Source organism: Curtobacterium sp. PvP017 (assembly GCF_054060195.1).
This window is the reverse complement of the sequence record NZ_JBSSCY010000001.1, coordinates 184,537-210,921: the sequence shown is the minus strand read 5'-3', so window position 1 is coordinate 210,921 and position 26,385 is coordinate 184,537. Positions and strand designations below refer to the sequence as shown.

The 26,385-nt window shown below is 70.8% G+C and carries 23 protein-coding genes; 15 read left to right on the top strand and 8 right to left on the bottom strand.

Annotation, left to right across the window (positions count from 1 at the left end; genetic code table 11):
- Positions 1-75: 75 nt before the first annotated feature.
- The 3 genes from ACVKXF_RS01005 to ACVKXF_RS00995 are packed head-to-tail and all read right to left on the bottom strand — an operon-like array spanning position 76 to position 3,677.
- Complete coding sequence (locus ACVKXF_RS01005) at positions 76-2,310, bottom strand: YhgE/Pip family protein (protein ID WP_456794577.1); 2,235 nt, start codon at positions 2,308-2,310, stop codon at positions 76-78.
- On the bottom strand, positions 2,311-3,027 hold the full coding sequence (locus tag ACVKXF_RS01000; protein WP_456794576.1) for a hypothetical protein: 717 nt from the start codon (positions 3,025-3,027) through the stop codon (positions 2,311-2,313). It abuts the gene before it with no gap.
- Positions 3,024-3,677 (bottom strand): TetR/AcrR family transcriptional regulator, encoded by a 654-nt coding sequence (locus ACVKXF_RS00995; RefSeq protein WP_456794575.1) that lies wholly within the window; start codon positions 3,675-3,677, stop codon positions 3,024-3,026. The genes ACVKXF_RS01000 and ACVKXF_RS00995 overlap by 4 nt, the downstream gene beginning before the upstream one ends.
- A gap of 161 nt (positions 3,678-3,838) precedes the next feature.
- Here ACVKXF_RS00995 and ACVKXF_RS00990 point away from each other — a divergent pair, with 161 nt between their 5' ends.
- The 8 genes from ACVKXF_RS00990 (at position 3,839) to ACVKXF_RS00955 (ending at position 13,540) form a co-directional block, all read left to right on the top strand.
- Positions 3,839-7,507: a S8 family serine peptidase gene (locus ACVKXF_RS00990; RefSeq protein WP_456794574.1), complete on the top strand. Its 3,669-nt coding sequence runs from the start codon at positions 3,839-3,841 to the stop codon at positions 7,505-7,507.
- A gap of 143 nt (positions 7,508-7,650) precedes the next feature.
- Positions 7,651-7,815, top strand: a complete 165-nt coding sequence (locus tag ACVKXF_RS00985; protein ID WP_159573348.1) for a hypothetical protein — start codon at positions 7,651-7,653, stop codon at positions 7,813-7,815.
- Between the two features lie 184 nt (positions 7,816-7,999).
- A complete protein-coding gene (locus ACVKXF_RS00980; protein ID WP_123312146.1) occupies positions 8,000-9,298 on the top strand; it encodes an adenylosuccinate synthase in 1,299 nt (432 codons plus the stop codon).
- Between the two features lie 2 nt (positions 9,299-9,300).
- Positions 9,301-9,861 carry an arsenate reductase/protein-tyrosine-phosphatase family protein gene (locus ACVKXF_RS00975; protein WP_456794573.1) on the top strand — a complete coding sequence of 187 codons (561 nt, stop codon included), beginning with the start codon at positions 9,301-9,303 and terminating at the stop codon, positions 9,859-9,861.
- Positions 9,862-10,049: 188 nt separating this feature from the next.
- Complete coding sequence (locus tag ACVKXF_RS00970) at positions 10,050-10,541, top strand: SRPBCC family protein (RefSeq protein ID WP_456794572.1); 492 nt, start codon at positions 10,050-10,052, stop codon at positions 10,539-10,541.
- A gap of 95 nt (positions 10,542-10,636) precedes the next feature.
- Positions 10,637-11,611 carry a CPBP family glutamic-type intramembrane protease gene (locus ACVKXF_RS00965; RefSeq protein WP_456794571.1) on the top strand — a complete coding sequence of 325 codons (975 nt, stop codon included), beginning with the start codon at positions 10,637-10,639 and terminating at the stop codon, positions 11,609-11,611.
- Positions 11,598-12,875, top strand: a complete 1,278-nt coding sequence (locus tag ACVKXF_RS00960) for a sensor histidine kinase (RefSeq protein ID WP_456794570.1) — start codon at positions 11,598-11,600, stop codon at positions 12,873-12,875. The genes ACVKXF_RS00965 and ACVKXF_RS00960 overlap by 14 nt, the downstream gene beginning before the upstream one ends.
- Positions 12,872-13,540 (top strand): response regulator, encoded by a 669-nt coding sequence (locus ACVKXF_RS00955; RefSeq protein WP_123937474.1) that lies wholly within the window; start codon positions 12,872-12,874, stop codon positions 13,538-13,540. Before ACVKXF_RS00960 ends, ACVKXF_RS00955 begins: the two co-directional genes overlap by 4 nt.
- Before the next feature lie 24 nt (positions 13,541-13,564).
- Here the strand turns inward: ACVKXF_RS00955 and ACVKXF_RS00950 are convergent, their stop codons facing one another.
- Positions 13,565-14,038 carry a hypothetical protein gene (locus tag ACVKXF_RS00950; protein ID WP_456794569.1) on the bottom strand — a complete coding sequence of 158 codons (474 nt, stop codon included), beginning with the start codon at positions 14,036-14,038 and terminating at the stop codon, positions 13,565-13,567.
- Between the two features lie 124 nt (positions 14,039-14,162).
- Here ACVKXF_RS00950 and ACVKXF_RS00945 point away from each other — a divergent pair, with 124 nt between their 5' ends.
- Complete coding sequence (locus tag ACVKXF_RS00945; protein WP_123310369.1) at positions 14,163-14,798, top strand: TetR/AcrR family transcriptional regulator; 636 nt, start codon at positions 14,163-14,165, stop codon at positions 14,796-14,798.
- 207 nt (positions 14,799-15,005) lie between these two features.
- Positions 15,006-15,467, top strand: coding sequence for a GNAT family N-acetyltransferase (locus ACVKXF_RS00940; protein ID WP_131921307.1), 462 nt, complete (start codon positions 15,006-15,008; stop codon positions 15,465-15,467).
- On the opposite strand, the gene ACVKXF_RS00935 is transcribed toward ACVKXF_RS00940, so the two are convergent.
- Positions 15,422-16,519: a BLUF domain-containing protein gene (locus ACVKXF_RS00935; protein ID WP_456794568.1), complete on the bottom strand. Its 1,098-nt coding sequence runs from the start codon at positions 16,517-16,519 to the stop codon at positions 15,422-15,424. The two genes, ACVKXF_RS00940 and ACVKXF_RS00935, sit on opposite strands and share 46 nt — an antisense overlap.
- 603 nt (positions 16,520-17,122) lie before the next feature.
- Between ACVKXF_RS00935 and glgX the strand changes: the two genes are divergently transcribed.
- Together glgX and ACVKXF_RS00925 are read left to right on the top strand one after the other, a co-directional pair.
- The gene (gene glgX, locus ACVKXF_RS00930; protein WP_456794567.1) at positions 17,123-19,141 is read left to right on the top strand and encodes a glycogen debranching protein GlgX; all 2,019 of its coding nucleotides are present in this window, start codon (positions 17,123-17,125) and stop codon (positions 19,139-19,141) included.
- A gap of 64 nt (positions 19,142-19,205) precedes the next feature.
- Entirely contained in the window at positions 19,206-19,655 is a 450-nt protein-coding gene (locus ACVKXF_RS00925) for a hypothetical protein (protein WP_456794566.1), read from the top strand.
- 374 nt (positions 19,656-20,029) lie between these two features.
- On the opposite strand, the gene ACVKXF_RS00920 is transcribed toward ACVKXF_RS00925, so the two are convergent.
- The 3 genes from ACVKXF_RS00920 to ACVKXF_RS00910 all read right to left on the bottom strand — a co-directional run bounded on the left by ACVKXF_RS00920 (position 20,030) and on the right by ACVKXF_RS00910 (position 22,341).
- Complete coding sequence (locus tag ACVKXF_RS00920; protein ID WP_456794893.1) at positions 20,030-20,200, bottom strand: hypothetical protein; 171 nt, start codon at positions 20,198-20,200, stop codon at positions 20,030-20,032.
- A gap of 73 nt (positions 20,201-20,273) precedes the next feature.
- Positions 20,274-21,572, bottom strand: coding sequence for a PP2C family protein-serine/threonine phosphatase (locus ACVKXF_RS00915; protein ID WP_456794565.1), 1,299 nt, complete (start codon positions 21,570-21,572; stop codon positions 20,274-20,276).
- Positions 21,573-21,618: 46 nt separating this feature from the next.
- The gene (locus tag ACVKXF_RS00910; protein ID WP_456794564.1) at positions 21,619-22,341 is read right to left on the bottom strand and encodes a CPBP family intramembrane glutamic endopeptidase; all 723 of its coding nucleotides are present in this window, start codon (positions 22,339-22,341) and stop codon (positions 21,619-21,621) included.
- Between the two features lie 159 nt (positions 22,342-22,500).
- Between ACVKXF_RS00910 and ACVKXF_RS00905 the strand changes: the two genes are divergently transcribed.
- The 3 genes from ACVKXF_RS00905 (at position 22,501) to ACVKXF_RS00895 (ending at position 26,385) form a co-directional block, all read left to right on the top strand.
- Positions 22,501-23,937 carry a polysaccharide biosynthesis tyrosine autokinase gene (locus tag ACVKXF_RS00905; protein ID WP_456794563.1) on the top strand — a complete coding sequence of 479 codons (1,437 nt, stop codon included), beginning with the start codon at positions 22,501-22,503 and terminating at the stop codon, positions 23,935-23,937.
- 13 nt (positions 23,938-23,950) lie between these two features.
- Positions 23,951-24,904, top strand: coding sequence for a hypothetical protein (locus tag ACVKXF_RS00900; protein ID WP_456794562.1), 954 nt, complete (start codon positions 23,951-23,953; stop codon positions 24,902-24,904).
- Between the two features lie 89 nt (positions 24,905-24,993).
- Positions 24,994-26,385: a sugar transferase gene (locus tag ACVKXF_RS00895; protein WP_456794561.1), complete on the top strand. Its 1,392-nt coding sequence runs from the start codon at positions 24,994-24,996 to the stop codon at positions 26,383-26,385.

Sequence of the window (26,385 nt, the reverse complement as noted above, 5' to 3'; positions counted from 1 at the left end):
CATTTCTGCTCACCATGCGAACGCCCGGCGCCCCGCGCGCCCCGCGCCCCCGGCCCCGGCGCCCGCCCGCGCGCGCTACCCGATCAGGCTCGGACGCAGGTCGCGCAGCGTGCGGGAGCGGGTCTGCCGCGCCGTGACCACGAAGGACACCAGCAGCGCCCCGAGCAGCCAGCAGAGCAGCACGCCCGCGTCGGACCACGCGGCGCCGAGGTCCCCGCCGTACATCGTCTGCCGGATCGCGTCGACCGAGTACGTCATCGGCAGCGCGAAGTGCAGCGCCGCCAACGGCCCGGGCAGCGTCTGCCAGGGGAACGTGCCGCCGGCGGTGACGAGCTGGACGAGCATGAGCACCAGTCCGAGGAACTGCCCGACCGACCCGAGCAGCACGTTGAGTGCCATGATGATCGCCGCGAAGGTCGCCGACGCCAGCACCATGATGCCGATCGTGCCGCCGACGTGCACCACGTTCAGGTCGAGGGCGAACCGCACGATGAAGAACAGCGCCACCATCTGCACCAGGCCGAGCAGGGCCGGGGTCAGCCAGCCGCCGAACACCACGGCCAGGGGCTTCCGCACCGCGGTGATCGCCCGCTTCGAGATCGGCTTGAGGATGAGGAACAGCGCGTACATGCCGATCCAGGCCGCGAGCGAGATGAAGAACGGCGCGAGGCCGGCACCGTAGTTCGACGCCGCGGCGACGTTGTCGTCCCCGACCTTCACCGGGTCGGAGATCACCGAGGCCTGCGACTCACGCTCGGAGGCGTTCGACGCCGGGATCTTCGTGCGGCCCTCGTCGAGCGACGACGCGAGCTTCGACGAGCCGGTCTTGAGCTCGTCGAGGCCCGATGCGAGCGACGAAGCACCCTTGTCGGCGGACGCTGCGCCCGCGGCGAGCGACGATGCGCCCGACGACAGGGTCGGAGCGGCCGAAGCCAGCGTCGACGTGCCGTCTGCGACCTTCGCGGCACCCGCGGAGAGCGTGGACGCGCCGGTCGCCGCCGACGAGATGCCCGAGGTCAACGTCGGTGCCGCGGCAGCCAGCTTCGACGTCCCGGCGGCGAGCGTGTCGGAGCCGTCCGAGAGCTGCTGGATGCCACTCGTCAGCGCCGGAGCCCGCTCGGCGAGCTGCGATGCGCCCGCGGACACCTGGGCGCTGCCCGTCTTGAGCTTCTGCAGGTTGCCCGACAGCTCACCGGCACCGGCACCGAGCTTGGTGCTGCCAGCCTGCAGGTCGTCGAGCCCGGCGAGCAGCTGGGTCTTCTGTTCCGCGGTGAGTACCGTGGAGGCTTGCACGACGGGCTTCAGCGTCGCGACGAGTTCCGGTGACTGCGCCGAGAGCTGCTGGACGCCCTCGATGAACGGCGTGGCCTCGTCGGCCAGCGTGGCGTTCCCGGTGGCGACCTGCGACGCACCACTGGACAGGCGCGCAGAGTCGGAGGGAAGCGAAGCCGTCTGGTCACGGAGCTGGTGCAGCCCGGTCTGCAGCTGCTGCGCCCCACTGTTCAACTGCTGCGTCTGCGACGGCAGCGCCGCCGTCTGCTGCTGCGCGCTGGCCAGCCCGGACGCCAGGGTCGACGCCCCCGACGCCACCTGCTGCGCCCCGCTGTCCAGCTGCTTCGTCTGCGACGGCAGGTCAGCCGTGCCGGACGCGAGCTCCGCCGCACCGGACGACAGCTTGCCGGTGCCGTCGGCGAGGGTGTGGGCGCCCGTGTCCGCCTTCGCGGTGCCCGACGCCAGCTGGTCGGCCCCGTCGACGGCGTCGCCGAGGCTGTCGCGGACGTCGGCGAGCCCGACGAGCAGGGTCTTCGCCGCCTGCTTGCCGACGCGTTCGGCGACGGCCGTGCGCATGGTCTTGCCGGCCTGCTCCGCGATGGTCGACGCCAGGTACGAGTTCGTGTCGGCCGTGGTCATGACGAGCTTCGCCTGCGTCGGGTCGTCGGACTGCGCGGACACCAGGTGCTCGGAGAAGTCGTGCGGGATGGTGACGACGAAGTCGTAGGTGCCGTTCCGCACGCCGGAGCGCGCGTCCGCAGCACCGGTCTTCGTCCACTTGAAGTCGGCGCCGTCGATCGCTTCCTTCGTGACGTCGGTGCCGTAGTCGACGTGCTCGCCGTCGAGGGTTGCGCCGGCGTCGAGGTTCACGATCGCCGCGGGGATCTGGTCGAGCTTGGCGTACGGGTCGCGGTTCGCCCACAGGTAGGCGCCGCCGTAGAGCAGCGGCACGATCATCAGGGCGATGAACGCCAGTCGCGCGAGCGGGGTCGCGGTGAGGCGCGCCAGTTCGGCGCGGACGAGCGAGGTGGTGGTCACTTAGGTTGCCTCCGTCGGGACGGTTGCTGCGGTGACGGACGGGTCGGACGGGAGGCCCGGCTCGGTTCCGTCGGACAGGGCCGCGTCGTCGGGACCCTCGGGCTGGGACGCGTCGATCGTGTCGAGCAGCGTCTCGACGGTCGTGGCTGCGGCCTTCGAGGTGACGAGCACGACGGTCGTACCGCGTCGTGCGACGTCGCGGAGGACCGCGAACCACTCCTCGACGGCACCGCCGTGCCGCTCGGGCGAGGTGACGACGACGCCGGTCACCCCGTCGCGGAGCAGGGCGAGCTCGACGAGCAGTCGGACGCGCACGGCCGTCGGCACCCGCTGGACCGGGGTGTCGGCGTAGTGCCGCAGGTCGAGCTCCTCGAGCACGGTGTCGACGTGGCCGCGCGAGGGCCGCTGGGCGGCGAACGCCAGTTCCTCGCGCACGATCTGCTGCACGGTCATGACGGGGAAGGGCTCGGCGACGCCCGGGGTGTCGACGAGGGCGAAGGCGCGGCGCGCGGCAGCGGCGTCCTCGTGCCCGTCGAGCAGGAGCCGCCCGGTGTCGGGCTGCATCCGGCCGCCGGCGACGAGCGAGGCGAGCACGGGGGCCTGCTCCGTCTCGACGGCGACGACCCCGGGGCGTCCGGGGGCGGCGACGGCGGAGACGACGGGCAGTGCCGCGCCGGGCTCCTCGCCGATGCCGACGTGGGCGAGTTCGAGCGTCATGCGGGGTCCTTCACAGCGGGAGCAGCGGGAGCAGCGGGTTCGGAGAGCAGTGCGGTGCGCCAGTCGATGCCGGCCATGCCGAGGGCCGACACCACCACCATGCGCCGTCCGGCCTCGTCCGAGGTGCCGGACCGGGTCGCCTCGTCGAGGACGGCGATGCACGCCCCTTCGACCAGGCGCCCCAGGGTGGCGGGGTCGACGTCGTCGCGCATGGTGCCCTCGGCGATCCCGAGCGCACACGCCTGGCGGACCTGGGCCCGGAGCGGAGCGAACACCTCGGCGACGGGTTCGGCGAACGGGCTGCGCACGGCGACCCGGGCCATCGAGCGGACGTGCGAGACCTCGGTCCAGAGCGTGACCGCGATCGCGGCGAGCCGAGCGGCCGGCGGCAGCTCCTGCAGGTCCGAGGTGGTCGGCATGGACGCGGCGATCCGAGCCGCACCGGAGGTCACGACCTCGCGCACGAGGTCGTCGCGCGACGGGAAGTGTCCGTACACCGCACGGCGCGAGAGTCCGGCGGCCGCGGCGATCGTCTCGATGGAGGCGTCCGGATCGCGCTGCAGGCAGGTCCGTGCCGCGTCGAGGAGGGCTGCCCGGTTCTCGGTCGCGTCGCGGCGGGGTGCGCGTGCGGGATGGGGAGCAGTGGTCACGAACCCCATCGTAATAACGTGCACACGGGTGTGCAACTTAACAGGAACACCGGCCCTCGAACAGGGGTGTCCCCCAAAGAGCGGACTGCCCTTTCTGAATGTAAGCGCATAACTTCACAGCAATCTCATGCGAACCACGGACTGAGCCTGGAGTGCCCTCTTTGAACCGTGCAACACCGAACCACGACCCGAACCCGAACTCCCATCGCATCGCACGCGTCCTGACCGCCGGCATCGCCGCCGTGGCCCTGACGTGCGGCGGCCTCGCAGTCGGGGGCGCGGCCTCCGCAGCTCCGACCGGGGTGTCGGTGGCCGACCTGAAGCTCTCCGCACCACTGCGCGACGCCAAGGCCACCAAGACCGTCGCCGCGTTCGTGCGCACGACCGGTCAGGGGGCCCTCGAGGTGGACGCCGACGCGAAGGGCGGTGACCTGACCAAGTCGAAGACGCCGTCCTCGGCGGCGAAGAGCCGCGTCAAGGCGATCGAGTCGACCACCGCAGCCGTCAGCGCCGCCGTCCAGCGCGCCGACGCCGACGCCACCGAGCTCTACTCGACCGAGTACACCGTCCCCGGTGTCGCGGTCGTCGCCGACGTCTCCGCGCTGCAGGACATCGCGAAGCGCTCCGACGTCGAGAGCATCATCCCGCTCACGCCGAAGAAGATCGTCCAGCCGACGGTCCTGCCGGACGCGAGCGTCGCCCCCTCCGGCGTGGACCCGAGCCTCGTGCGTCCCGGCGCCGACGGGGTCGCCCCGAAGAACGCCGCGAGCGACGTCTACACGCGCTCGCTCAACGCCTGGCAGCAGACCGGGCACACCGGCAAGGGCGTCAACGTCGCCGTCCTCGACACCGGCCTGGACTACACGCAGGCGGACTTCGGCGGACCCGGCACCACCGCGGCCTACCAGCAGGCCCTGGCGAACGCGAGCTCCGGTGCTCCGGACCCCAGCCTGTACGACGCGTCGAAGTTCCTCGGCGGGTACGACTTCGCCGGTGCGACCTACAACGCCGACCCGACCGACCCGGCCTACGACCCGGTGCCGGCTCCGGACGACAACCCGATCGACGGCAAGGGCGGCGACCACGGCACGCACGTGTCCGGCTCGATCGCGGGCTACGGCCTGACCGCCGACAAGCAGCAGTTCGACGGCGACTACACCAAGCTCACCACGCAGCAGGTGCAGGACATGTGGATCGGACCGGGCACCGCGCCCGAGGCCGGCCTCTACGCCCTCAAGGTGTTCGGTGACGGCGGCGGTTCGACCGACGTCACGGGTGCCGCGCTCGACTGGGTGGGCCAGGCGCTCACCGAGGGCAAGGACATCAACGTCCTGAACCTGTCGCTCGGCTCCGACTACGGCGCACCGGACGACCCCGACAACGCCAAGATCGACGCACTGACCGCACGCGGCGTCCTGCCCGTGATCGCCTCGGGCAACGCCGACGACTTCACCGACATCGGTGGATCGCCGGGCAACGCCGAGGGTGCGCTCACCGTCGCCGCGAGCGCCACCGGCCAGTCGCTGTACGACGGCGTGCAGGCCACCGCCCCCGCGAACGTCGCGAAGACCTACCGGTCGCAGTACTCGTCCAACTTCACGGGCACGCTGCCCGTCGAGGGTGACGTCGTCGTCCCGACCAGCAACATCGACGGCTGCGCCGCGTTCAGCGCCGCCGACGCCGCGAAGATCGCGGGCAAGGTCGTCTGGCTGAAGTGGACGGACGGCGCGCTCGAGTGCGGCTCCGGCGTGCGCTTCAACAACGTGCAGGCCGCCGGCGGCATCGGCGTCCTGCTCGCGGGCACGATCAACACCTTCGACTCGGGCATCGCGGGCAACGCGACCATCCCGGGTGCCGAGCTGACGCTGGACGCCGCCACGAGCCTCCAGGCCGCTGCCAAGGCGGGGACCCTGCACGTGCGCTTCGCGGACGAGCTCAAGGGCTTCGAACTCGCCACCGACCCGGAGGCCGTGAACACGCTCGCCGCGTTCACCAGCCGGGGCGTGCACGGGTCGTTCAACGACATCGTCAAGCCGGACATCGCCGGCCCCGGGGTCAACGTGATCTCGGCGGCCAACGGCACCGGCGACGGCCGCATGTCGATGAGCGGGACCTCGATGGCCACACCGGACGTCGCGGGCATCGCGGCGCTGACCTTCCAGTCGCACCCGGAGTGGAGCGCACCGCAGGTCAAGGCGGCGCTCATGAACACGGCGACGCACGACGTCAAGGACGGCTCCCGCTCGGCGACCCTGCTCCGGCAGGGCACCGGCCGCGTCGACGCCCTGCAGGCCGTGACCGCCGGCACCACCGTGCGGAGCGTCGAGAACGACCTGCTCGTCACCGCCTCGTTCGGTGTCGTCGAGGTCTCGAGCGCGACGAGCGAGAGCCGCACCCTGCAGATCGCGAACACCGACGGCGTCGCGCACACCTACGACGTGGCCTACCAGCCGCAGGTGTCGCAGCCCGGTGTGACGTTCGCGCTCGACACGAAGCGGGTCACCGTCCCGGCGAACCGCACCGCGACGGTGAAGCTCACGTTCACCATCGCCGACCCGACGAAGCTCCGCCGCGTCATCGACCCCACCCAGGAGTCGGTGCAGCAGGGCTACCAGCGCGAGTTCGTCACCGCCGCCTCGGGCATCGTGGCGTTCACGCCGACCGACACGACCGCGGTGCCGTTGCGCGTCGGTGCGTACCTCGCGCCGAAGCCCGTCAGCTCCGTGCAGGGTCGCTCCACCGTCGCCTTCACCGGCCCGGGCAAGTCGGCCGACCTGACACTCAAGGGCCGCACCGTCGACCAGGGCGGGCTGACGACCGGCTACCACGCCGCCGTCGCTCCGTTCGTGCTCGGTGGGACCGACCCGGTCGAGGCGTTCCCCGACGGTTCGGCGAAGCGCTCGCTGCAGGCGGCGGACATCCGCTCCTACGGCGCCAGCTACGACAAGGCGTCGGACACGATCGCGTTCGGCATCCAGACGGCCGGTCCCGACGCCAACCCCGGCGCCGTGACCAACGTCGAGGTGCTCATCGACACGAACCGTGACGGCGAGCCCGACTACCTGGTCTACAACGCGAAGTCCGCCGCGGTGGACGCGACGTTCGCGACGACGATCGACCTGGCCAAGGCCGCGTCGGACGACCCGGACGTCGACCCGGTCGTCGACGTCCAGCCGCTCAACGGCGGGGCACCCGGCCAGGACGTGAACACCTTCGACAGCTCGGTGAAGGTGCTCACGACCACGGGTGCGCTGATCGGTGCGAAGGGCAAGTTCACCTACTCGGTGCTCACCGAGTCGGCCTACGCCCCCGGTGCCGCGACCACCGGTTCGTCCGTGGTGGACGAGGCGAAGAACGCGTCGTTCGACCCGTCGAAGCCGGCACTGTCCTTCGCGCAGGGCCGCAGCACCGGCGTCCTGTTCGCCGACTCCGGCGTCCTCCGGGTCACCCGTGCCTCGGGCGTCACGAAGGCCACCGTGCTGCTCCTGCACCTCGGCAACGCGTCGGGCAAGCAGGCCGGCACGTCGACGATCTCGGTGGTCCCGCCGAAGCTCGCGCTCGCCGCGGGCAGCAAGGTGACGATCAGCGGGACGGCGAAGGTCGGCTCGAAGCTGTCGGCGAACCACGGCAAGTGGAGCACGACGAAGGCGACGTACAAGTACCAGTGGCTCCGCGACGGCAAGGTCGTGAAGAAGGCCACCGGTGCGACGTACAAGCTCGGCACGTCCGACGCGGGGCACAAGTTCTCCGTGAAGGTCACCGCGCACGCCTCGGGCTACAAGGACGGCACCGCGACGTCCAAGTCGACCGCGAAGGTCTCGCGCAAGTAGTGCGGCGTCCGCGCCGCTGAACGAACAGGAGACGCCGGGTCCGCAGTGCGGATCCGGCGTCTCCTGTGTTCCCGGCGGTCGGGGGAACGCGGATTCAGGACAGGTAGTTAGACAAACTAGTTACACAGTGCCAGGGTTGCAGCATGCAGAACACGCTGAGCCAGCTCCGGGCCAACCCGACCGAGTGGCGCCGCCGGGGGCTCACCCCGCCCGACGTCGTCCAGGCGATGATCGAGCAGCGTCTCGCCGAGCCCGGCTACTCGCAGCCCGTCGGTGACCCGTCGTACCAGGACTTCTTCCGCGCCTGATCGCGGAACGCACGGACACGAAGGACGGGAGGCCCGGTGCCAGCTGGCACCGGGCCTCCCGTCCGTCCGTCGTCACCATCTCGGGCACGCGCCAGGTGGCGCGCAGGTGGCCGTCCGATAGACTCGGGTGGACCACCGGCCCGCCTGGTCGCGTGAGGTCCTCCGCCAACGTGAGGAGAACCAGATGCCCGCAGCAGTCATCATCGGAGCCCAGTGGGGCGACGAGGGCAAGGGGAAGGCCACCGACCTCCTCGGCTCCCGCATCGACTACGTCGTGAAGTTCAACGGCGGCAACAACGCCGGCCACACGGTCGTCGTCGGCGGCGAGAAGTACGCCCTGCACCTGCTGCCCTCCGGCATCCTCACGCCCGGCGTCACGCCGATCATCGGCAACGGCGTCGTCGTCGACCTCGAGGTCCTGTTCCAGGAACTCGACGCGCTGAAGGCCCGCGGCGTCGACACCTCGAAGCTGCTCGTGTCGGCGAACGCCCACGTCATCACGCACTACCACCGCACCATCGACAAGGTGACCGAGCGGTTCCTCGGCAAGCGCCAGATCGGCACCACCGGTCGCGGCATCGGCCCGACCTACGCCGACAAGATCAACCGCGTCGGCATCCGCATCCAGGACATCTTCGACGAGAACATCCTGCGCCAGAAGGTCGAAGCGGCCCTCGACCAGAAGAACCACCTGCTGGTCAAGGTCTTCAACCGTCGCGCGATCGACGCCGAAGAAGTGGTCGAGTCGCTGCTGTCCTTCGCCGAGCGCCTGCGCCCGATGGTCGCCGACACGGCCCTCGAGATCCACCGGGCACTGGAGCGCGGCGACACCGTCCTGTTCGAGGCCGGTCAGGCGACCATGCTCGACGTCGACCACGGCACCTACCCGTTCGTGACGTCGTCCTCGGCGACCGCCGGGGGCGCCGCGACCGGGTCCGGCATCGGCCCGGGCAAGCTCGAGCGCATCATCGGCATCGTCAAGGCGTACACGACCCGCGTCGGCGCCGGTCCGTTCCCGACCGAACTGTTCGACGAGTCCGGTGAGTTCCTGCGCGCCAACGGCTTCGAGTTCGGCACCACCACGGGCCGTCCGCGTCGCTGCGGCTGGTACGACGCCCCGATCGCCCGCTACACCGCGCGCATCAACGGCGTGACCGACTTCGTGCTGACCAAGCTCGACGTGCTGACCGGGCTCGAGACGATCCCCGTGTGCGTCGCGTACGAGGTCGACGGCGTGCGCGTGGACGAGGTCCCCGTGAACCAGTCGGACTTCCACCACGCGAAGCCCGTGTACGAAGAGTTCCCCGGCTGGACCGAGGACATCACCGGCGCCCGCTCGTTCGAGGACCTGCCGAAGAACGCGCAGGACTACGTGCTCGCGGTCGAGGCGATGTCGGGTGCGCGGATCTCCGCGATCGGTGTCGGTCCGGGGCGCGACGCCATCGTCGTCCGCCACGACCTGCTCGGCGCCGGCGCAGCCTGACGATGCGGATCCTGTTCGTCTGCAGTGGCAACATCTGCCGGTCGCCGCTCGGCGCGCAGGTCCTGACGGCGCGACTCGGCCCGGACGCTGCGGCGTTCGTGGTCGAGTCCGCCGGCACCATCGCCGACGACGGTGCCGCGATGGACGGTGCCGCCGCGGCGCAGTCGGTCCGGCTCGGCGGTGACCCGTCGCGGCACGGCTCGCGGCACCTGACGTCGGCGATCGTCGAGGACGCCGACCTGGTGCTGACGGCCGAACGGTCGCACCGTGCGGCCGTGGTGTCGCTCGCGCCCCGGGCCACCAAGCGGGCGTTCACGATCAAGCAGTTCGCGCGGGTGCTCGACGGACTCGAGCCCGGTGACCTGCAGGACGTCCACACGCCCGAGGCCCTGGTCGAGCGGGTCGCACGCCTGCGCGGCACAGTCCCGCCGCCGGCCGACCCCGCCGACGACGACGTCGACGACCCGTACCGCCGGTCCGAGGCGACCCACGCGCGGGTCGCCGACGAGATCGACGCCGCGCTCGCGCCCATCGCCGACGCGCTCCGGGCCGCGCTGCGCTGACGCCGCGCGGACCGAACTCGCACGGTGCGCGGTTGTTCGCCCGGTGCGAGGTTGGCGGCCTGGTGCGGGGTTGTAGCGGCGCACGGAGCGTGCAACCTCGCACGGGGCGGCGGGCGCTGCACGGTGCGCGGCCGGTGAACGTCGCACGGGCCGGCGAGCACCGCACCGTGCGCGTGCGAGGATGACTCATGCCCGTCGTCGAGTCCCGCTGCATCGTGCCGGTCGAGCCGCAGGTGGCGTTCGCCGTCTCGCAGACGCAGGGGGCGATCCGGAAGCGCTGGGACCCCTTCATCCGACGCCAGCACCTGGTCGGTGGTGCCACCGTTCCCGGCAAGGGCGTCCGGACCTACACGGTGCAGCGGTTCGGCTTCGCGATGGAGAGCGAGTACGTCTCGTACCATCCGCCGTCGAACGTCGGGATGAAGATGACGAAGGGGTCGTGGTTCTTCGAGCGCATGGGCGGGGGCTGGCGCTTCACCGAGGCGGAGGGGCAGCCCGGGCACACCCTGGCCGTCTGGCGCTACAACTTCACCTGCCGGCCGAAGTGGCTGGCGCCGCTCGCCGAACGGATCGGCGTGCTCGTGCTGCAGCGGGACATCGACCGGCGCATCCGCGGCTTCGCCCGGGGTTGCGAGGACCCTGTCGTCCTGGCCCACATAGCCGCCCAGCACGCCGCCTGAACGGCCCGAGAGCACTTGCATCCTTCGATGGAACTCCCGCAGGTGCGTCCCGAAGCCGGTCGTCTCCGAGCGCGCTGGTTCCTAGCGTCGTGTGCATGACGAACACCACCGAAGTCCGGCCCGTCGCCGGCACATCCCCGCAGGACCGTGGGGGTGTCCGCGGCCTCATCGCCCGGCACCCGCTCGTGTCCTTCTTCACCCTGGCACTCGGCCTGAGCTGGCTCGCGTGGGTGCCCTACATCCTGTCCCCGCACGGCATGGGCGTGTGGGACATCCACTTCCCCGAGGTCCTGGGCAGCGGACAGTTCACGGGTGTGCTGCCCGGTGCGCTCCTCGGCCCGTTGGGCGGTGCGTTCATCGTCACCGCGGTCGCCGACGGCCGTCCGGGCCTGCGCCGCTGGGTCGGGCGCCTGTTCCGCTGGCGGGTCGCCTGGTACTGGTACGCCCTGGCGCTCGTCGTCGTGCCGGCCATGATCGTCGCGTCCGCGCTGCCCTTCGCCGGCGGTGACGTCCGTGCCCCCTCGGCCCTGGCCGTCGCCATGCTCGTGCCCGGCCTGGTCATCCAGCTGTTCTCCACCGGTCTCAGCGAGGAGCCCGGCTGGCGCGACTTCGCCCTGCCCCGCCTGCAGCACCGCTTCGGTGGGCTCGGTGCGGCTGCGATCCTCGGCCCGATCTGGGCGCTCTGGCACATGCCGCTCTACCTGAGCGACTGGGGCGGCTGGCCGAACGCGCACTGGAGCGAGCCCGTCGTGTTCGCCCTGTTCACGATCACGTTCAACGTCGTGATGATCCAGGTGTTCAACAAGACCGGCGAGAGCCTGCCCCTGGCCCTGCTGCTGCACGTCGGCGTGAACAACACGATCTCGACGCTGTTCCCGGAGATGTACCCGAGCATGACCGCCGGCACACTGATGATCGGCCTGACCATCACCTCGACCGTCGCCGCCGCCGTGCTGCTCGTCGTGACCCGTGGCCGCCTGGGCTACGACCCGGCGCGCCGGACGCTGCCGATCGACGCCCCGGTCCCCGCTCGCACCCGCCTCGTAGGATCCAACGATGGCCTCCGCTGACCCGCGCACCAGTGACCGCCGCGTCGACGTGTTCGTCGCGCTCGGCACGGCCGTCGTGGCGATCGGCCTGCTGCTCGGTCTGCCGCCGCTCGACGGCCTCGAGCCGGACGGCGCCGCCCTGGCCATGCGGGTCCCGGCACCGTTCACCGCTGCCTGGACTGTCCTCGCGCTCGGCCTGCTGGCCCAGTCCGCCGCCCTGCTCGCCGCCCGTCGGGCACCACGCACCGTGCTCGTCGCGGTGTCGGTGCTGCCGGTGCTCGTCGCCGCGCTCGCCCCGCAGTCGCTCGACCTGTTCGGCCTCACCGCGCTGCCGGTGGTCGTCGCCGTCGTCCTCGCCGCACTCCGGGTCCCACTCGTACGCCTGTGGCCGACGCTCCTGGTCGCCGGCGCGCTCGTGGCAGCCGGCAGCGCGGTCCTGTCCGGCACACTCGGCCAGGGCGTCCTGCAGGCGGTCGGTGCCGTCGGGCTCCCGCTCCTGGTCACCCTGCTGGTGCGGTCCCGCCGCGAGGTGCGCGCCGCCCGCACCGCCGAGGCGAGCGCGGTCTTCCGTGAGCAGGACGCCCTGGTCGACGCCGCGGTCTCCCGCGAACGCGCCGCCATGGCCCGCGAGCTCCACGACATCGCCGCGCACCACCTGTCCGGCATCGCCCTGATGGCCGCCGTGATCGACCGGCAGATCGACAGCGACCCGGAGCGCGCACACGAGGGCGCCCGCCAGGTGCGGGAGCAGAGCACCGCCGTCCTCGACGACCTGCGCCGCCTGGTCGGGCTGCTGCGCGAGGACGTCCCCGCCGAACGTGCGGTCGAGACGGTCGCCGGCATCGTCGACCTGGTCGAACGCGCCCGGTTCCGCAGCGACGTGCGCCTCGACGTGCTGCCCAGCGACCGTCCGGCCGACGACCGCCCCGTGGCCGACGGCGTCGGCCCGCTCGCACAGCTCGCCGCGTACCGCACCGTCCAGGAGGCGCTGGCCAACGCCGCCCTGCACGCCCCGTCCGCCCCGTGCACCGTCACCATCGACGACCGCGACCCGGCCCGGGTGGTGATCCGGGTGGAGAACGCACCAGCCGCCGCTCCGGCAGCGCCGACCTCACCGTCGGGCGGCAACGGCCTGCGGGGGATGCGCGAGCGGGCGGACCTGGTCGGGGCGCGCCTCCAGACCGGCCCCACCGCGACCGGCGGATGGCTGGTGGAGCTGGCGCTCGGCCGGGAGGCACCTCCCGCACCCGCGCAGGTCGCCGACGGCGGCGAGGTGGTCGCGTGATCCGCGTGCTGGTGGCGGACGACCAGCCGCTGGTCCGTGCCGGGGTGTCCGCGCTCCTCGGCGCGGAGGCCGACATCGAGGTGGTCGGCGTGGCCGCCGACGGCGGCGAGGCGCTCGCGCTGGCGCGCTCGTTGCGGCCCGACGTCGCCTGCCTGGACATCCGGATGCCGGTGGTGAACGGCATCGAGCTCGCCCGGCTGTTCTGCGCCCCCGACGCCGACCCGGCCATCCCGGTGCTGATGCTGACGACGTTCGACCTGGACGACTACGTGTTCGGGGCCCTCGAGGCCGGTGCCTCCGGGTTCCTGCTGAAGGACGCCGAGCCGGACACCATCGTCGATGCCGTGCGCCAGGTCGCCGCGGGCAACGGGACGCTCGACCAGGCGCTGACCCGGCGGGTGCTGCGCGAGTTCGTGTCGCGACGGAGCCTGCAGCCGGTGTCGGGGGACCGGGCCGACGGGGTGCTCACCGCCCGCGAACGCGAGGTCCTGCTGCTGCTCGCGCAGGGGATGTCGAACGAGGAGATCGCGGTCGCGCTCGTGCTCGAGGTCTCGACCGTGAAGTCGCACCTGGCGCGGATGCTGCCGAAGCTCGGGGTCCGGTCACGGCTGCAGGCCGTGGTGTGGGCGTACCAGAACCGGATCGTGGCGGTCCCCGAGCCGTAGGGCACGTGTGGTGCGTGCCGGGCGTCAGTCGGTGGTGAGCGGCTCGGCGGCGCCGGGGACGACGAGGCGCCAGACGCTGTCGTCGTCCTCGGGGTCGGCCTTCGTCAGGTAGAGGCGGAACGTTCCCCCTGGTTCGAGCACGTCGCCGTCGAGGTACTCGACGGGTTCGCCGCTCGTCGTGCACTGGTCCGACGTGCTGACGACCTCGATGGTGGTGCCGGGGGCATCCCCCTTCGAGGTCGTCGTGACCTCGGCGTCGTAGACGTCGTAGACGCCGCCGATCTCGACGGTGCGATCGGTCTTGGTGACCTGGCCGTCGACGACGAGATCGGCGGATTCGCGGCGCTCGGCCGCGGTCATGGGCATGTAGTCGATGCAGGAGCTGACCGAGGTGCCCGTGTCGATGGACGGGACCGTCCCGTCGGCGCCGCACCCCGCGAGCGCTCCGCTCGCCATCAGGGCCACCGCCGCCACCGGTACGATCCGTCCCCACTGCATGGGATGAGTATCGCTCGCAGGTCGATCGGTGGGAAGTGTCGTGGCCGGATCGTGCTGGTCCGTTTTGCGCGCGATCCCCGTTCGGGGGCTTTGGTGGGACCGGAGTGCCTGGTGGGGTGTATGCATGCACATCGAATCATCGCGCCGGACCTCGGACGATGCCGCCCTCCGATCGGCCGTCGTCGACGGGATGATCACGGCACTGCGGACGCGTCCGCTCCACGAGGTCACCCCGGCCGTCGTCGCGGACCACGCCGGCCAGGACGTCGACGTGGTCGGCCGGACGTTCCCCAGCTGGGACGGTCTGCTCCTGGCCACCATCGACCACTGGAACGAGCAGCGCACCGCACCGCTCATGCCACTCGCCGAACGGTTCGGGACGGTGCCGTTCCTGCGTGCGATCGTGACCGCGAACATCGCCGACCCGTCCCTGATGCGCTTCCTCACCGCCACCCTGAACATCGCGGCGTCGCCGGAACACCCGCTCGCGCCGATGCTGCACGCGCGGTGGCGCCGGTTCCACGCCTTCGTGCAGGACTCCCTGCAGCGCGACAGCCTGCTCGGTCGCGAACCGAGCACCATGGAGCCGTCGCGCGGCGCCGAGCAGCTGCTCGCGACCTACGAGGGACTGCAGCTGCAGTCCATGGTGCGCCCTGAGATGGACCTGCTCGAAGCGTTCGACCGGGCAGTCACCCGGTTGCGCGAGGGATGGTCCCGCGAGTACGTCGCCCCCGTGTGGGACCTCGACCTGGTGAGCTGACCCGGACCGACCACACACCACAGACCACGGACGCTAGGGCGTCCGAGGGCAGACGCCAGCCGTCTGCACGCGCCACCGCTCGATTCGGGTTCGAGCGGAAGCGCGCACACCGTGCCGCCGCTCGATTCGGGTTCGAGCGGCGGCACGCACACTGAACACCCACGGGGTACCCGCGACGACGCGGCGCCGGGCGAGGAACACACCACGATGCAGCACCTGACGTTCTCGGTCGCGGCCGAGCCCTTCGACCACGAGGACGCCGTCCGGCTGCGCGCCGCGGCCCGGATCGAGGTCGACCGGATCTACGGCCGTCCGGCCGACCGTGGCCGTCCGCTGACCGAGGCGACCGCCGCCGTGCACGTCATCGCCCGAGACCGCTCGGGCCTGGCGCTCGGTACCGCGTCGCTGAGTGCGGCCGGCGACGGCGTGTTCGAGGTCCGGCGGCTGTTCGTCCGACCGGACTCCCGCGGGCAGGGCGTCGGCGACCTGCTGGTGCTCGAACTGCTCGCGCAGGCCGAAGAGCTGCAGGCACCGGCGGTCGTCGCCGAGTTCGGCGTGCTGCAGCCGCACGCCGCCGCGCTGTTCGCCCGGAACGGGTTCGTGCGGATCCAGCCGTTCGGGCCCTACCGCGACGACCCCGAGTCGGTCTGCTTCTCGCGGGCGTTGTGATCGCCCGTGCCTTCGACCGGGATCTCGAACAGGTCCGTGTGCCGGTAGTCCTCGGCCCACCCCCGCCGCAGCCGTGACACGGCGCGGTCGAAGGACGCGATGATGTCGAACCCCTCGATGAGGAGCGACTGGATCCGCAGACCGTCGTAGAGCGCGAGGAGCTGCTCGGTGGCACGCGCGGGATCCATGGTGGCCGGCTCGCGACCGGTCCGGATGTCCCGCTCGAGTGCTTCCCGGACGGTCCGACGGAACCGGAGGTACAGGGTGCGGTAGTACTCCGCGCCCTCGTGCCCGGGGTCGGTGCTCGAGGCGAGCGTCGAGGCGAGCAGCCGCATCAACGCCGGTTCCTCCGAGTACGCCACGACCAGCGCGTGCAGGTACGCGACCGCGCCGTGCGTGTCCGCGATCGGCCGCAGGGGCCGTGACACGGAACTCGACCACCGGTCGACCGTGGCGGTCAACAGGCTCTCGCGGGAGGGGAAGTGGGTGCGCAGCTCGTCGACGGTCATCTCGGCCCGGGCGGCGACGGTGTCGACGTCGACCTGCTCGACCCCGGTGTCGTGCAGCACCGTGATCGTCGCGTTGACGATCCGGGTGCGCAGCTCGATGCCGTCGTCGCCGTGCTGGTTCGTCAGCGGCGCCAGGGGGTGCTTCCGGAACCACTCCAGCAGGGCCTTCGCGCGTGACGTGCCGGTGGCGGGGTCGGGCGCGTGCCCGTCGGCGAAGAGGTCGAGGAACCCCGGGATCTCCTTGATCAACGGGTCCGCCGGTTGGAACGCCATCGACCACTCCGGGAAGGACCGGGTCGCGACGGTGTCCGCGGCGACCTGGCGCACGTTGGTGTGGCGGGGGTCCTGACGGATGCCCTCGAACCGTTCCCGCACGACCTCGTCGTCGCCCTCGATGATGCCGATGCAGTTGCTCCCCTGGTGGGCGAGGATCCCCGTGATGCCGAGCTGCAGGTTCTTCTCGCGACCGATCACCAGGATCTCGGCGAGTTCCTCGTCCGTGACCGGTCGGCTCATCGTGCTCACGTACACCAACGACAGCATGTGGTCCCTGTTCCTCCGAGCGAGCGTGTACTCCACACAGTGGTGCACCCCTGCCGCCAGGGCAAGCCTCGGTTCCCCGCTGAATGGGGGTGCCGCCGTGTCGAACCCGAATCGACACGCCGGCACCCACCGCGACCGCCCCACCCGAGGGGGGTCACCTTCGCTTGGTGCCGAAGCTCCGCGCGGATCTCGTCCGCAACGGAGTTGCTGACTCGACGACCCAACCAGGCCACGCCCCTCGTCGATATCCCCCGAACGGGGAACGCACGTTCTCCGGATGACGGCAGGGTGCTCCCGGTCGATTTCCGCGTACCTGTGCACCCGGAGAGCGGCACATCCGTACCGTCTCGTGAGCTACCCCGCGGCGCCCAGCTGCGAGGGCCCGATCCCTGTTCCGGGCTGGCATCGTCGCGGCCCGCCGCGCCGAACCCGACGTCGTCGTAGCGCGAGGGCGCCTGCTCCCCGACCCGAACGAGGAGCAGACGCCCTCGGTCACCGTTCGGTGTCGGCCCACTTGGTCGCAGCTGTCCGGTCTGCGCATCCATGCCTGCCGGGGTACGTGCGCGAGCCGGGACCACAGCGGCCGCCCGGTACAACCACACCATGACCACTTCTGCCCGCACCCCGCTCGGCGTCACGCTCGTCGACGGCGGCGCCAACGTCGCTCTCTTCTCCAGCACCGCGGAGCGCGTCGAGTTCTGCACGTTCGACGACGACGGCACGGAACACCGCACCGAGCTGCAGCACCGCACCGGCTACACCTTCCACGACATCGTCCCCGGCGTCGCTGTCGGCACCCGCTACGGCTTCCGCGTGCACGGCGCGTGGGACCCGGCCAAGGGCCTCCGCCACAACGGCTCCAAGCTCCTGCTCGACCCGTACGCCACGGCGGTCGACGGCTCGTACGAGTGGGGCCAGGCCCTGTTCGGGCACGACATGGACGACCCGGAGACCCGCGACGACACCGACTCGGCCGCCGCCATGCCGAAGTCGGTCGTCGCCGACCGCTCGTTCGACTGGGGCGACGACGTCCGTCCCGCGACCCCGCTCGGCGACACCGTCTTCTACGAGGTCCACGTGAAGGGCTTCACGAAGCAGCACCCCGACGTTCCCGAGGCGATCCGCGGCACCTACGCCGGCATGGCGCACCCGGCCGCGATCCAGCACCTCGTCGACCTCGGCGTCACGGCCGTCGAGCTGCTGCCCACGCACCAGTTCGTCCAGGACTCCACACTCGCCGACAAGGGGCTGCGCAACTACTGGGGCTACAACTCCATCGGGTTCTTCGCGCCGCACGACGAGTACTCGTCCAGCGGCACGGCCGGCCAGCAGGTCGCCGAGTTCAAGGAGATGGTCAAGGCCCTGCACGCAGCCGGGCTCGAGGTCATCATGGACGTCGTCTACAACCACACCGCCGAGGGCAACCACATGGGCCCGACGCTGTCCTTCAAGGGCATCGACAACGAGTCGTACTACCGGCTCGTCGAGGGCGACGAAGCGAACTACTTCGACACGACCGGTACCGGCAACAGCCTCAACGTCTCGCACCCGGCCGCACTCGGTCTGATCATGGACTCGCTGCGCTACTGGGTTGAGGAGATGCACGTCGACGGTTTCCGCTTCGACCTGGCGACCACGCTGACCCGTCAGGGCGGCGAAGCCGAGAAGCACTCCGCGTTCCTCGACATCATCCACCAGGACCCGGTGCTCCGTGAGGTCAAGATGATCGCCGAGCCGTGGGACACCGCGGGGTACCAGGTCGGCGGGTTCCCGGCCGACTGGTCCGAGTGGAACGGCAAGTACCGCGACGACCTCCGTGCCTTCTGGCGCGGCGACGAGGGGGCGCTCGGCGACGCCGTGCAGCGTGTCCTCGGCAGCCCGGACGTCTACGACGGGTCACGGCGCTCGCCGCTGTGCTCGGTCGACTTCGTCACGGCCCACGACGGCTTCACCCTGGCGGACCTGACCTCGTACGCCGAGAAGCACAACGAGGCGAACGGCGAGGACAACAACGACGGCGAGAGCGACAACGCCTCGTTCAACGGCGGCGTCGAGGGGCCCACGGACGACGCCGGGGTCAACGAGTACCGCGACCGGCAGCGCCGCAACTTCCTCGGCACCCTGCTGCTGTCGGCCGGTGTGCCGATGATCCTCGGCGGCGACGAGATCGCCCGCTCGCAGGGCGGCAACAACAACGCCTACTGCCAGGACGACGAGATCTCGTGGTTCGACTGGGACGCCGCCGACCAGGACCTGCTCGCGTTCACGACCGCGGCCATCGCGTTCCGGGCCCAGCACCGTTCCCTGCGTCCGGAGTGGTACCGCACGGCACCCGGCGACTCCGACTCGACCGTCTCGGTGCTCCGCGCCGACAACGCGGGCTTCGAGGACGGGGACTGGGCAGACGGCGGCAACCGGGCGGTGATGCTCGTCCTCGAACAGGGCGACGACACGGTCGCCGTCCTGCTCAACGCCTCGGACACCACCGTCGAGTTCACGCTGCCCGAGAAGCCGGGTGGCGGCACGTGGCAGCTCGGGCTGTCCAGTGACCCGGAGCAGCAGGTCGCGGGTCACGCGGCGACCGTGCTCGTGCGCGACGCGTCTTTCTCCGCCCTGTCCTGACACCGACAGGTCACCGGCGATCGGCTCGTCCGGGCCGATCGCCGGTGACCGCTACGGTCGAGGCATGGGGAACGATGACGTGACCGGGCAGCAGCGGCGGGACCGAAACCGGTGGTGGCTCTGGTGCGCCGGCGGGTTCGTGCTGTCGCTCGGGCTGCTGCTCGTGCTGGGGCAGTGGTTCCCGGTGAGCGCTGGGGTCCCTGGGGTGTGGTTGGTGCTGGCGATCTCGACGTCTGCGCATCCGCAGGCCGCTCCACGCGCGGGGAACCGTCCCGCGACGATCTTCGCGTTCGTGCTGGTGGCGACCGGTCTGAGCCTGCTGATCGGTGCGCTCATCCCGAACCGCGACGACGGTGAACTCCGCGTCGGGGGGACCGTCCTCGGCGTCGCACTCACCGCGGTCGGCTCGACCTGGGCCGCGCTCGTGGCGAAGCGGTTCTCGCGGCGGCAGGTCGATGCCGAGGTCGAGCGTTTCCGGCGCGAGCAGGCAGAGGCGCCGGAGGACCGTCAGTGAGTCGGCGTCGCCTCGCATCGCTCGGGTGGTTGCTGCTCGGCTTCGCACTGGGGATCTGTACGCTCACGATCCTCCAGCGCTGGTTCCCGGTCGAGAGCCTCGTGTTCGTGGCGTGGGGTGCGTTCGGCACCTCCTTGTGGTTCGAGACGGGGCCAGGTGCCCCGCGGAAGGAACGGCGTCCACACTGGGCACGGAACCTTGCGGTGTTCTACACCGTCGAGACCGTCGGGATGGGACTGCTGTTCGGCGGACTCTGGCCGGACGACGACCGAAACGGTGACCGCGTGACCGGGGCAGTGATCGGCGGTGTCCTGGTGCTCAGCGCGTTCCTGGTCCCGCTGCGCAGTCGACGTCGACGAGTTTCCGAACCGGTGTCAGTGGGGCCAGGTGAGCAGGACGGCCACGGTGTTGCACAGGACGTGCGCCAGGATCGCGCCGCCGATGCGCACGGCCATGGTGACGAGCGTCCCCGTCAGCAGGCCGAGCACGAACATCGGCTCGAAGCCCGCGACTGACGATGTGGTCGTGCTGATCGCCACGTGCATCAGCGCGAACGCGAACGCCGTGACTAGCACCGCCAGGAACCGCATGCGCGGCGTCAGCTCAGCCGCCACATCATCAAGTGCGCTCCCGGCGCGCTGGGTGGGCGGGCAGCGCGGAGGTGTCAGCCGGAACCGGTGAACGTCGGATCGCGATCACCGTCACATCGTCGTCGTGCGCGACCTCGTCCGCCCGCGCGGACAGCGCCGCCACGAGCGCAGTGGGCTCGGACCCGCAGGCCAGCGCGAGGTCGGCCACCGCGTCGACGGTGTCCTCGCGGCCTCCGAACAGGTCGAGCACACCGTCACTGAACGAGATGAGCAGGTCACCGGCGTCGAGAAACCCCTCGGTCGTCGCCCACTCGTCGCGGAGTCCCATCCCGAGCGGGAGGTCGCTCGACCGGAGCCGGTCCACGGTGCCGTCCGACCGGAGCACCAGGCTCAGCCCGTGCCCCGCGTCCGCCCACCGGAAGGTGCCGTCGGTCGAGATGCGCGCGTGGAACAGCGTGGTGAACGTCACGTCGGTCACGCTGGCCTCTGCGGCGAGCCCGTCGGCTGCGCGGAGGAGGGCCTCGGACGGGTCGTCGACGGTGCGGGCACTCCGTACCGTGGCGCGCACGGCCGCCGCGATGAGCCCGGCCCCGACACCCTTGCCCATCACGTCCCCGAGGGTGACGGCGATCCCGGTGTTCGTCTCGTACCAGTCGAAGAAGTCACCACCGACCGACTTCGCCGGCAGACAGGCGCCCGCCACCGCGACGTCGGCGCCCAGGTGGCCGGTCGACGTCGGGAGCAGGGACCGCTGCACGGCGGCAGCCCGCTCGATCTCCGCGCGGACGCGCTCCTCACCCAGCCGGGCAGCGCGGACGTTGCGCCGCGCTCGCCGCGAGAGCTCCTGCACGACCGCCGCGACCGTTCCGAACACGATGACGGTCACGCCGAGGCGGACGAGCTCGCTCGCACCGGGGACGTTCGTCGGCGTCAGGAAGTAGGGCGCCATGATCACGAGCGTCACTCCCAGCGCCGCGTACACGACGGTCAGGCGACCACGGAGGGATCCGCACCAGACGACCGGCAGCACGGCGAGCGACGTGAAGACCGAGGCACCTGCGCCCGTGCTCGTTCGGAACAGCGCGATCGCCACGAAGTCGAGCACCAGCAACGCCGGCACGAGCCCGACGGCGTGGGGGAGCGCCAACGCCAGTGCAGCCACGACCGTCGCGACTCCGGTGACCGCCAGGCTCCCGACGAACAGGCCGCCGTCCGTCACCTCGAGCGACGGTACCGTGATCGAGAGGACCGCGCTGAGCGCCAGCAGCCCGCTGAGCGGAGCCTGCCGCGCGAGGGGGCTCTCGAAGACGCTGGTTGTGCGAGACATTCGAGGAGGACGTTACCGGTCGATGCGTCTGCCGGTGCGATCGATGTCAGCGTGGCCAAGTGAGCACGACGGCCACGGTGTTGAACAGGACGTGCGCCAGGACCGCCCCGCCGATGCGTCCGGTCATCGCGACGATCGTCCCCGTCAGCAGGCCGAGCACGAAGGTCGTCACGAAGACCTCGAAGCCCGCGACCGACGACGCGGGCGTGCTGATCGCGAGGTGCATCAGCGCGAACGCGAACGCGGTCACCAGCACCGCCAGGAACCGCGTGCGCGGTGTCAGTTCGGCCGACAGCCGTCGCTGCATGACGCCGCGGAACACGATCTCCTCGAGCACCGGACTGACCAGGCACACCCCGATCGCCGAGACCACGAGCAGCAGCACGTCCGGCGTGCCGAGGGTCGGCTGCGGCGTCAGCCCGGTCGTACCGAAGAACGCGACGGACAGCACGGCGTCGAGCCCGCGGCACACGATGACGATGCCGATGGCCGCGACGGCGTCGGCCCACCCGAGCCCGAGCCGGCGCACCAGCAGTGCCGGAGAGGACCTCCGGAGCACCCACCCGACGCCGAGCACGAGCGGCACCCACACAGCCAGGTCGGCGACCAGCACCTGCGCGACCGGGGAGGGCAGACCCCCAGTCCGGGCGACGCCGCCGACGATCCGGGACAGCAGCACGGCGACCAGGAGCGCGATCACGATGACCTGCAGGTCCCGCACCGCCGAGGAAGGGCGGGCGGCGGTCGGCGCGTCCGGTTCGGGCTGCATGTCGCCACCGTACGGGACGCAGAACGAGACTCGACGTCGCGCGACCCCGAGCGCGTCTCATCGGTGTGGCAGTATTTCCCTGCCGAACGCTGGGAGAATCCCGGTCGACCTGCGACAGGGACTCTGCAGGGCGCGGCGACTTCCGGGGAAGGGTGCCGCGTGGAGCTACGCGACTACATAGCGGTCTTGCGCAAGGGATGGGTCTTCATCCTGGTGCTGGCACTGGTCGGGGTCGCGGCCGCTGCGGGCTTCTCGCTGCTGAAGCAGCCGGTCTACTCGGCATCGGCGCAGGTCTTCGTGTCGACGCAGACCAGTGGCAGCGCGAGTGACCTGGCGCAGGGAAACACCTTCACGCAGCAGCGTGTGCTGACGTACTCGAACCTCGTCGAGACGCCGATCGTGCTGCTCCCCGTGATCTCGAGCCTGAAGCTGGACATGACGTCCGACCAGCTCGCCGAGCTCGTCACCTCGGACGCGCCGCTCAACACGACGCTCATCTCGATCACCGTGAACGACACGAGCGCCAAGCAGGCCGCCGACATCGCGAACGCGACCTCCGAGAGCCTGACGAACGTCGTGCAGAACATCGAGGCCACCGACGCCGACGGCACGAGCACGGTCAAGCTCACCCGCGTCAAGGAAGCCCAGGTGCCGAACGCGCCGGTCAGCCCGAACGTGCCGGTGAACGTCGTGCTCGGCCTGCTCGTCGGCCTCGCGCTGGGCGTAGGAGTCGCCGTCCTCCGCGAGACCCTCGACAACCGCGTCCGCACCGAGTCCGACGTCGAGAAGATCAGCGAGAAGCCGGTCGTCGGTGGGATCGCCTACGACAGCAAGGCCTCGGAGCGCCCCCTCATCGTGCAGGTCGACCCGCGCAGCCCGCGCGCCGAGTCGTTCCGCACGCTCCGCACCAACCTGCAGTTCCTCGACCTCGGCACCGGTTCGCGCACCTTCGTGATGACGTCGTCGGTCGAGTCCGAGGGCAAGAGCACCACCGTCGCGAACCTCGCCATCGCACTCGACAGCGCCGGGTTCCGCGTGATCCTGATCGACGCCGACCTGCGCCGCCCGAAGATCGCGACATACATGGACCTCGAGGGCGGCGCCGGCCTGACCGACGTGCTCATCGGGCGCGCGTCCATCGAGGACGTCTCCGTGCCGTGGGGCCGCGGCAACCTCGTCGTGCTCCCCGCCGGGCCGATCCCACCGAACCCGTCCGAACTGCTCGGTTCCCGAGCGATGCAGGACCTGATCGCCGGGCTGGAGCAGCAGTTCGACTACGTCCTGTTCGACGCCCCGCCTCTGCTGCCCGTCACGGATGCCGCGATCCTGTCGAAGAAGGCCTCCGGCGCGATCGTCGCCGTCGCCTCCGGTCGCACCCACAAGGGCCAGCTCGCCGGCGCGGTCAGTGCGCTCGAGAACGTCGGGGCCCCGATCGCCGGCTTCGTCATGACGATGATGCCGACCAAGGGACCCGGCGCCTACGGGTACGGCCGCTACGGCTACGCGTACGGCTACGGGCTGCAGGACGAGGACACGCCCATGCCGAAGCCCCCGAAGCGCGGCCGCGTCGCAGCCACCCGCGGAGCCGCTCGATGACGGCGGTCCGCACGTGAGTCCGCGCCGAGGGTCCCGCACCCTCGGCAGCGTCTTCTCGCGCCGCACGCTCGTCTGGGTCGCCGTCATCGTCGTCGTCCTGGTGGTCGTCGACGTGCTGCTCGTCGCACTCGCGCTGGCACGCACGGCGCCTTCGTCAAACGGGACTCCTGGGCCGGTGCCGACCTTCTCGAGCTCTCCCAGGTCGCCGGGCTCCGCGACGGCCAAGCCGTCGGCGACCGCCACGGCGGAGCCCGCAGGGATGGTCGCTCCCGGCCGCCGCCTGCTGTCCGCAGTCGACGGACGGGAGGCATGGCGCGCCTCCAGCGGAGTGTGTGACGGAACCGACGGGGTTCTGGAACACACCGTGGACGGCGGAACGACGTGGACTCCGGTCGGTCTCGGGGCCGGATCGGGTGCCGTGCTGGCGCTCCGCGCCGGCACGGACAGCGTCTCGGTCATCATCGGCACGGGGGACGACTGCGAACCGACGGTCCGGACGTCCGTCGACGACGGCCGGTCCTGGAAGGACGGAGCCGCCGGCGCAGCCGGAGCCGGCGTCGGACCCGCCGGGCTGATCCTGTCGACCGGAACCGTCGACTCCCCGTGCGCCGACCCCATCGAGGCATACGAGGGCGAGTTCACCACCGCGGTCGTCTGCGCCGACCAGGTGCAGTGGCGCTCGGGCGACGGCGACTGGGTCGGCGTGCCGCTCGTCGGTGTTCGGTCCCTGGCGGACGACGGTGACTCGTACCTCGTCGCACGCGTGGGCGCTGCCGCGTGCGACGGCGCGGAGATCCGGTCGCTGCCAGCGGTCGGTGTGACACCGGCGACGAAGTCCGCCATCGTCGGTTGCGCGGCGGACGCTGACCCCGACGGAGGGCTCGCCGTCACAGAGGCGGGCACAGCTGTGTGGCTGTGGTCCGGGAGCGATGTACTGGTGTCGAAGGACGCCGGTGCAACGTGGTGATGGGCACGTCTTCGAGTGCAGACTCGCGGCCACGAGCTGTCGGGGATGCTCTCCGCGCAGGGGACTGGAGCAGGTCCTACAGCCACCGGGTGCTCTTCACCGACCTGCTCGTCCTCGTGTGGGTGGTGTTCGGAGTCCAGATCGCGTGGCTCGGCCTCGACTCCAACCTCGCCACGAACACCAACGACCTCCGGTTGAACTACACGGCAATCTCCGTCGGAGTCATCCTCTTGTGGCTGGGAGCGCTGGCGATCTACGACACCCGCAGCGCACGCGTTCTCGGCGTCGGAAGCAGTGAGTACCGGCTGGTTGCTGACTCGAGTGTCCGGGTGTTCGGTCTCCTGGCGATCGCTGCGTTCATCTTCCACATCGAACTCGCACGGGGATATGTCCTCATCGCGTTCCCGATCGGCATCCTCGTCCTCATGCTCTCGCGGTGGATGTGGCGGCAGTGGCTCGTCGCGCAGCGCAGGTCCGGCCGGTACTCGGCGCAGGTCCTGCTGGTCGGATCGACGTCGAGCGTGCTGGACATCGCCGCGCAGCTCGCCCGGACCCCCGAAGCCGGGTATCGCGTGCTCGGGGCAACCGTTTCGAACGGACACACCGGGATGATTCCGGGCTCGGAGATCATGAGCTACGGCGGGTTCGACGACGTTCAGGACGCTCTCGAACAGAGCGGCGCCGACACCGTCGTCATCACCAGCGCTGATGACCTGCCACCGGAACGTGTCCGCGAGCTCAGTTGGACGCTCGAACCCGGACGGCAGCACTTGGTGGTAGCTCCCAGTCTCACTGACATCGGCGGCCCGCGGATCCACACGCGGCCCGTTCAAGGGCTCCCACTCATCCACGTCGAGACGCCCACCTACTCCGGCCGGAAGCTCTACACGAAACGGGCTTTCGACGTGGTCGGCTCGGCGCTGCTGATCGGCGCGCTGTCACCGGTGCTCATCGTGCTCGCGTTCATCGTCAAGGTCACTTCTCACGGCCCGGTCCTGTTCCGGCAGGAGCGCGTGGGGCTTGATGGCGCGTCGTTCACGATGCTCAAGTTCCGCTCGATGGTCCAGGACGCCGAGGACCAACTTCAGGAACTTGGTGCACTCGACCGTGCGGAGGGGAACGCCGTCCTCTTCAAGATGAAGGACGACCCCCGCATCACTCGTGTCGGCGCGGTCATGCGACGGTTCAGCCTGGACGAGCTGCCCCAACTGTTCAACGTCGTGGGTGGAGGGATGTCACTCGTGGGGCCGCGTCCACCCTTGCAACGTGAAGTCGAACGGTACGACAGCCACGTACATCGGCGGTTCCTGGTGAAGCCGGGGATGACCGGTCTTTGGCAGGTCAGCGGACGTTCGGACCTGTCCTGGGAGGACTCGGTCCGACTGGACCTCTACTACGTCGAGAACTGGTCGATCATCGGGGACGTCGTCCTGCTCTGGCGCACGGCCCGTGCCGTGCTGATGTCGAGGGGCGCGTACTGA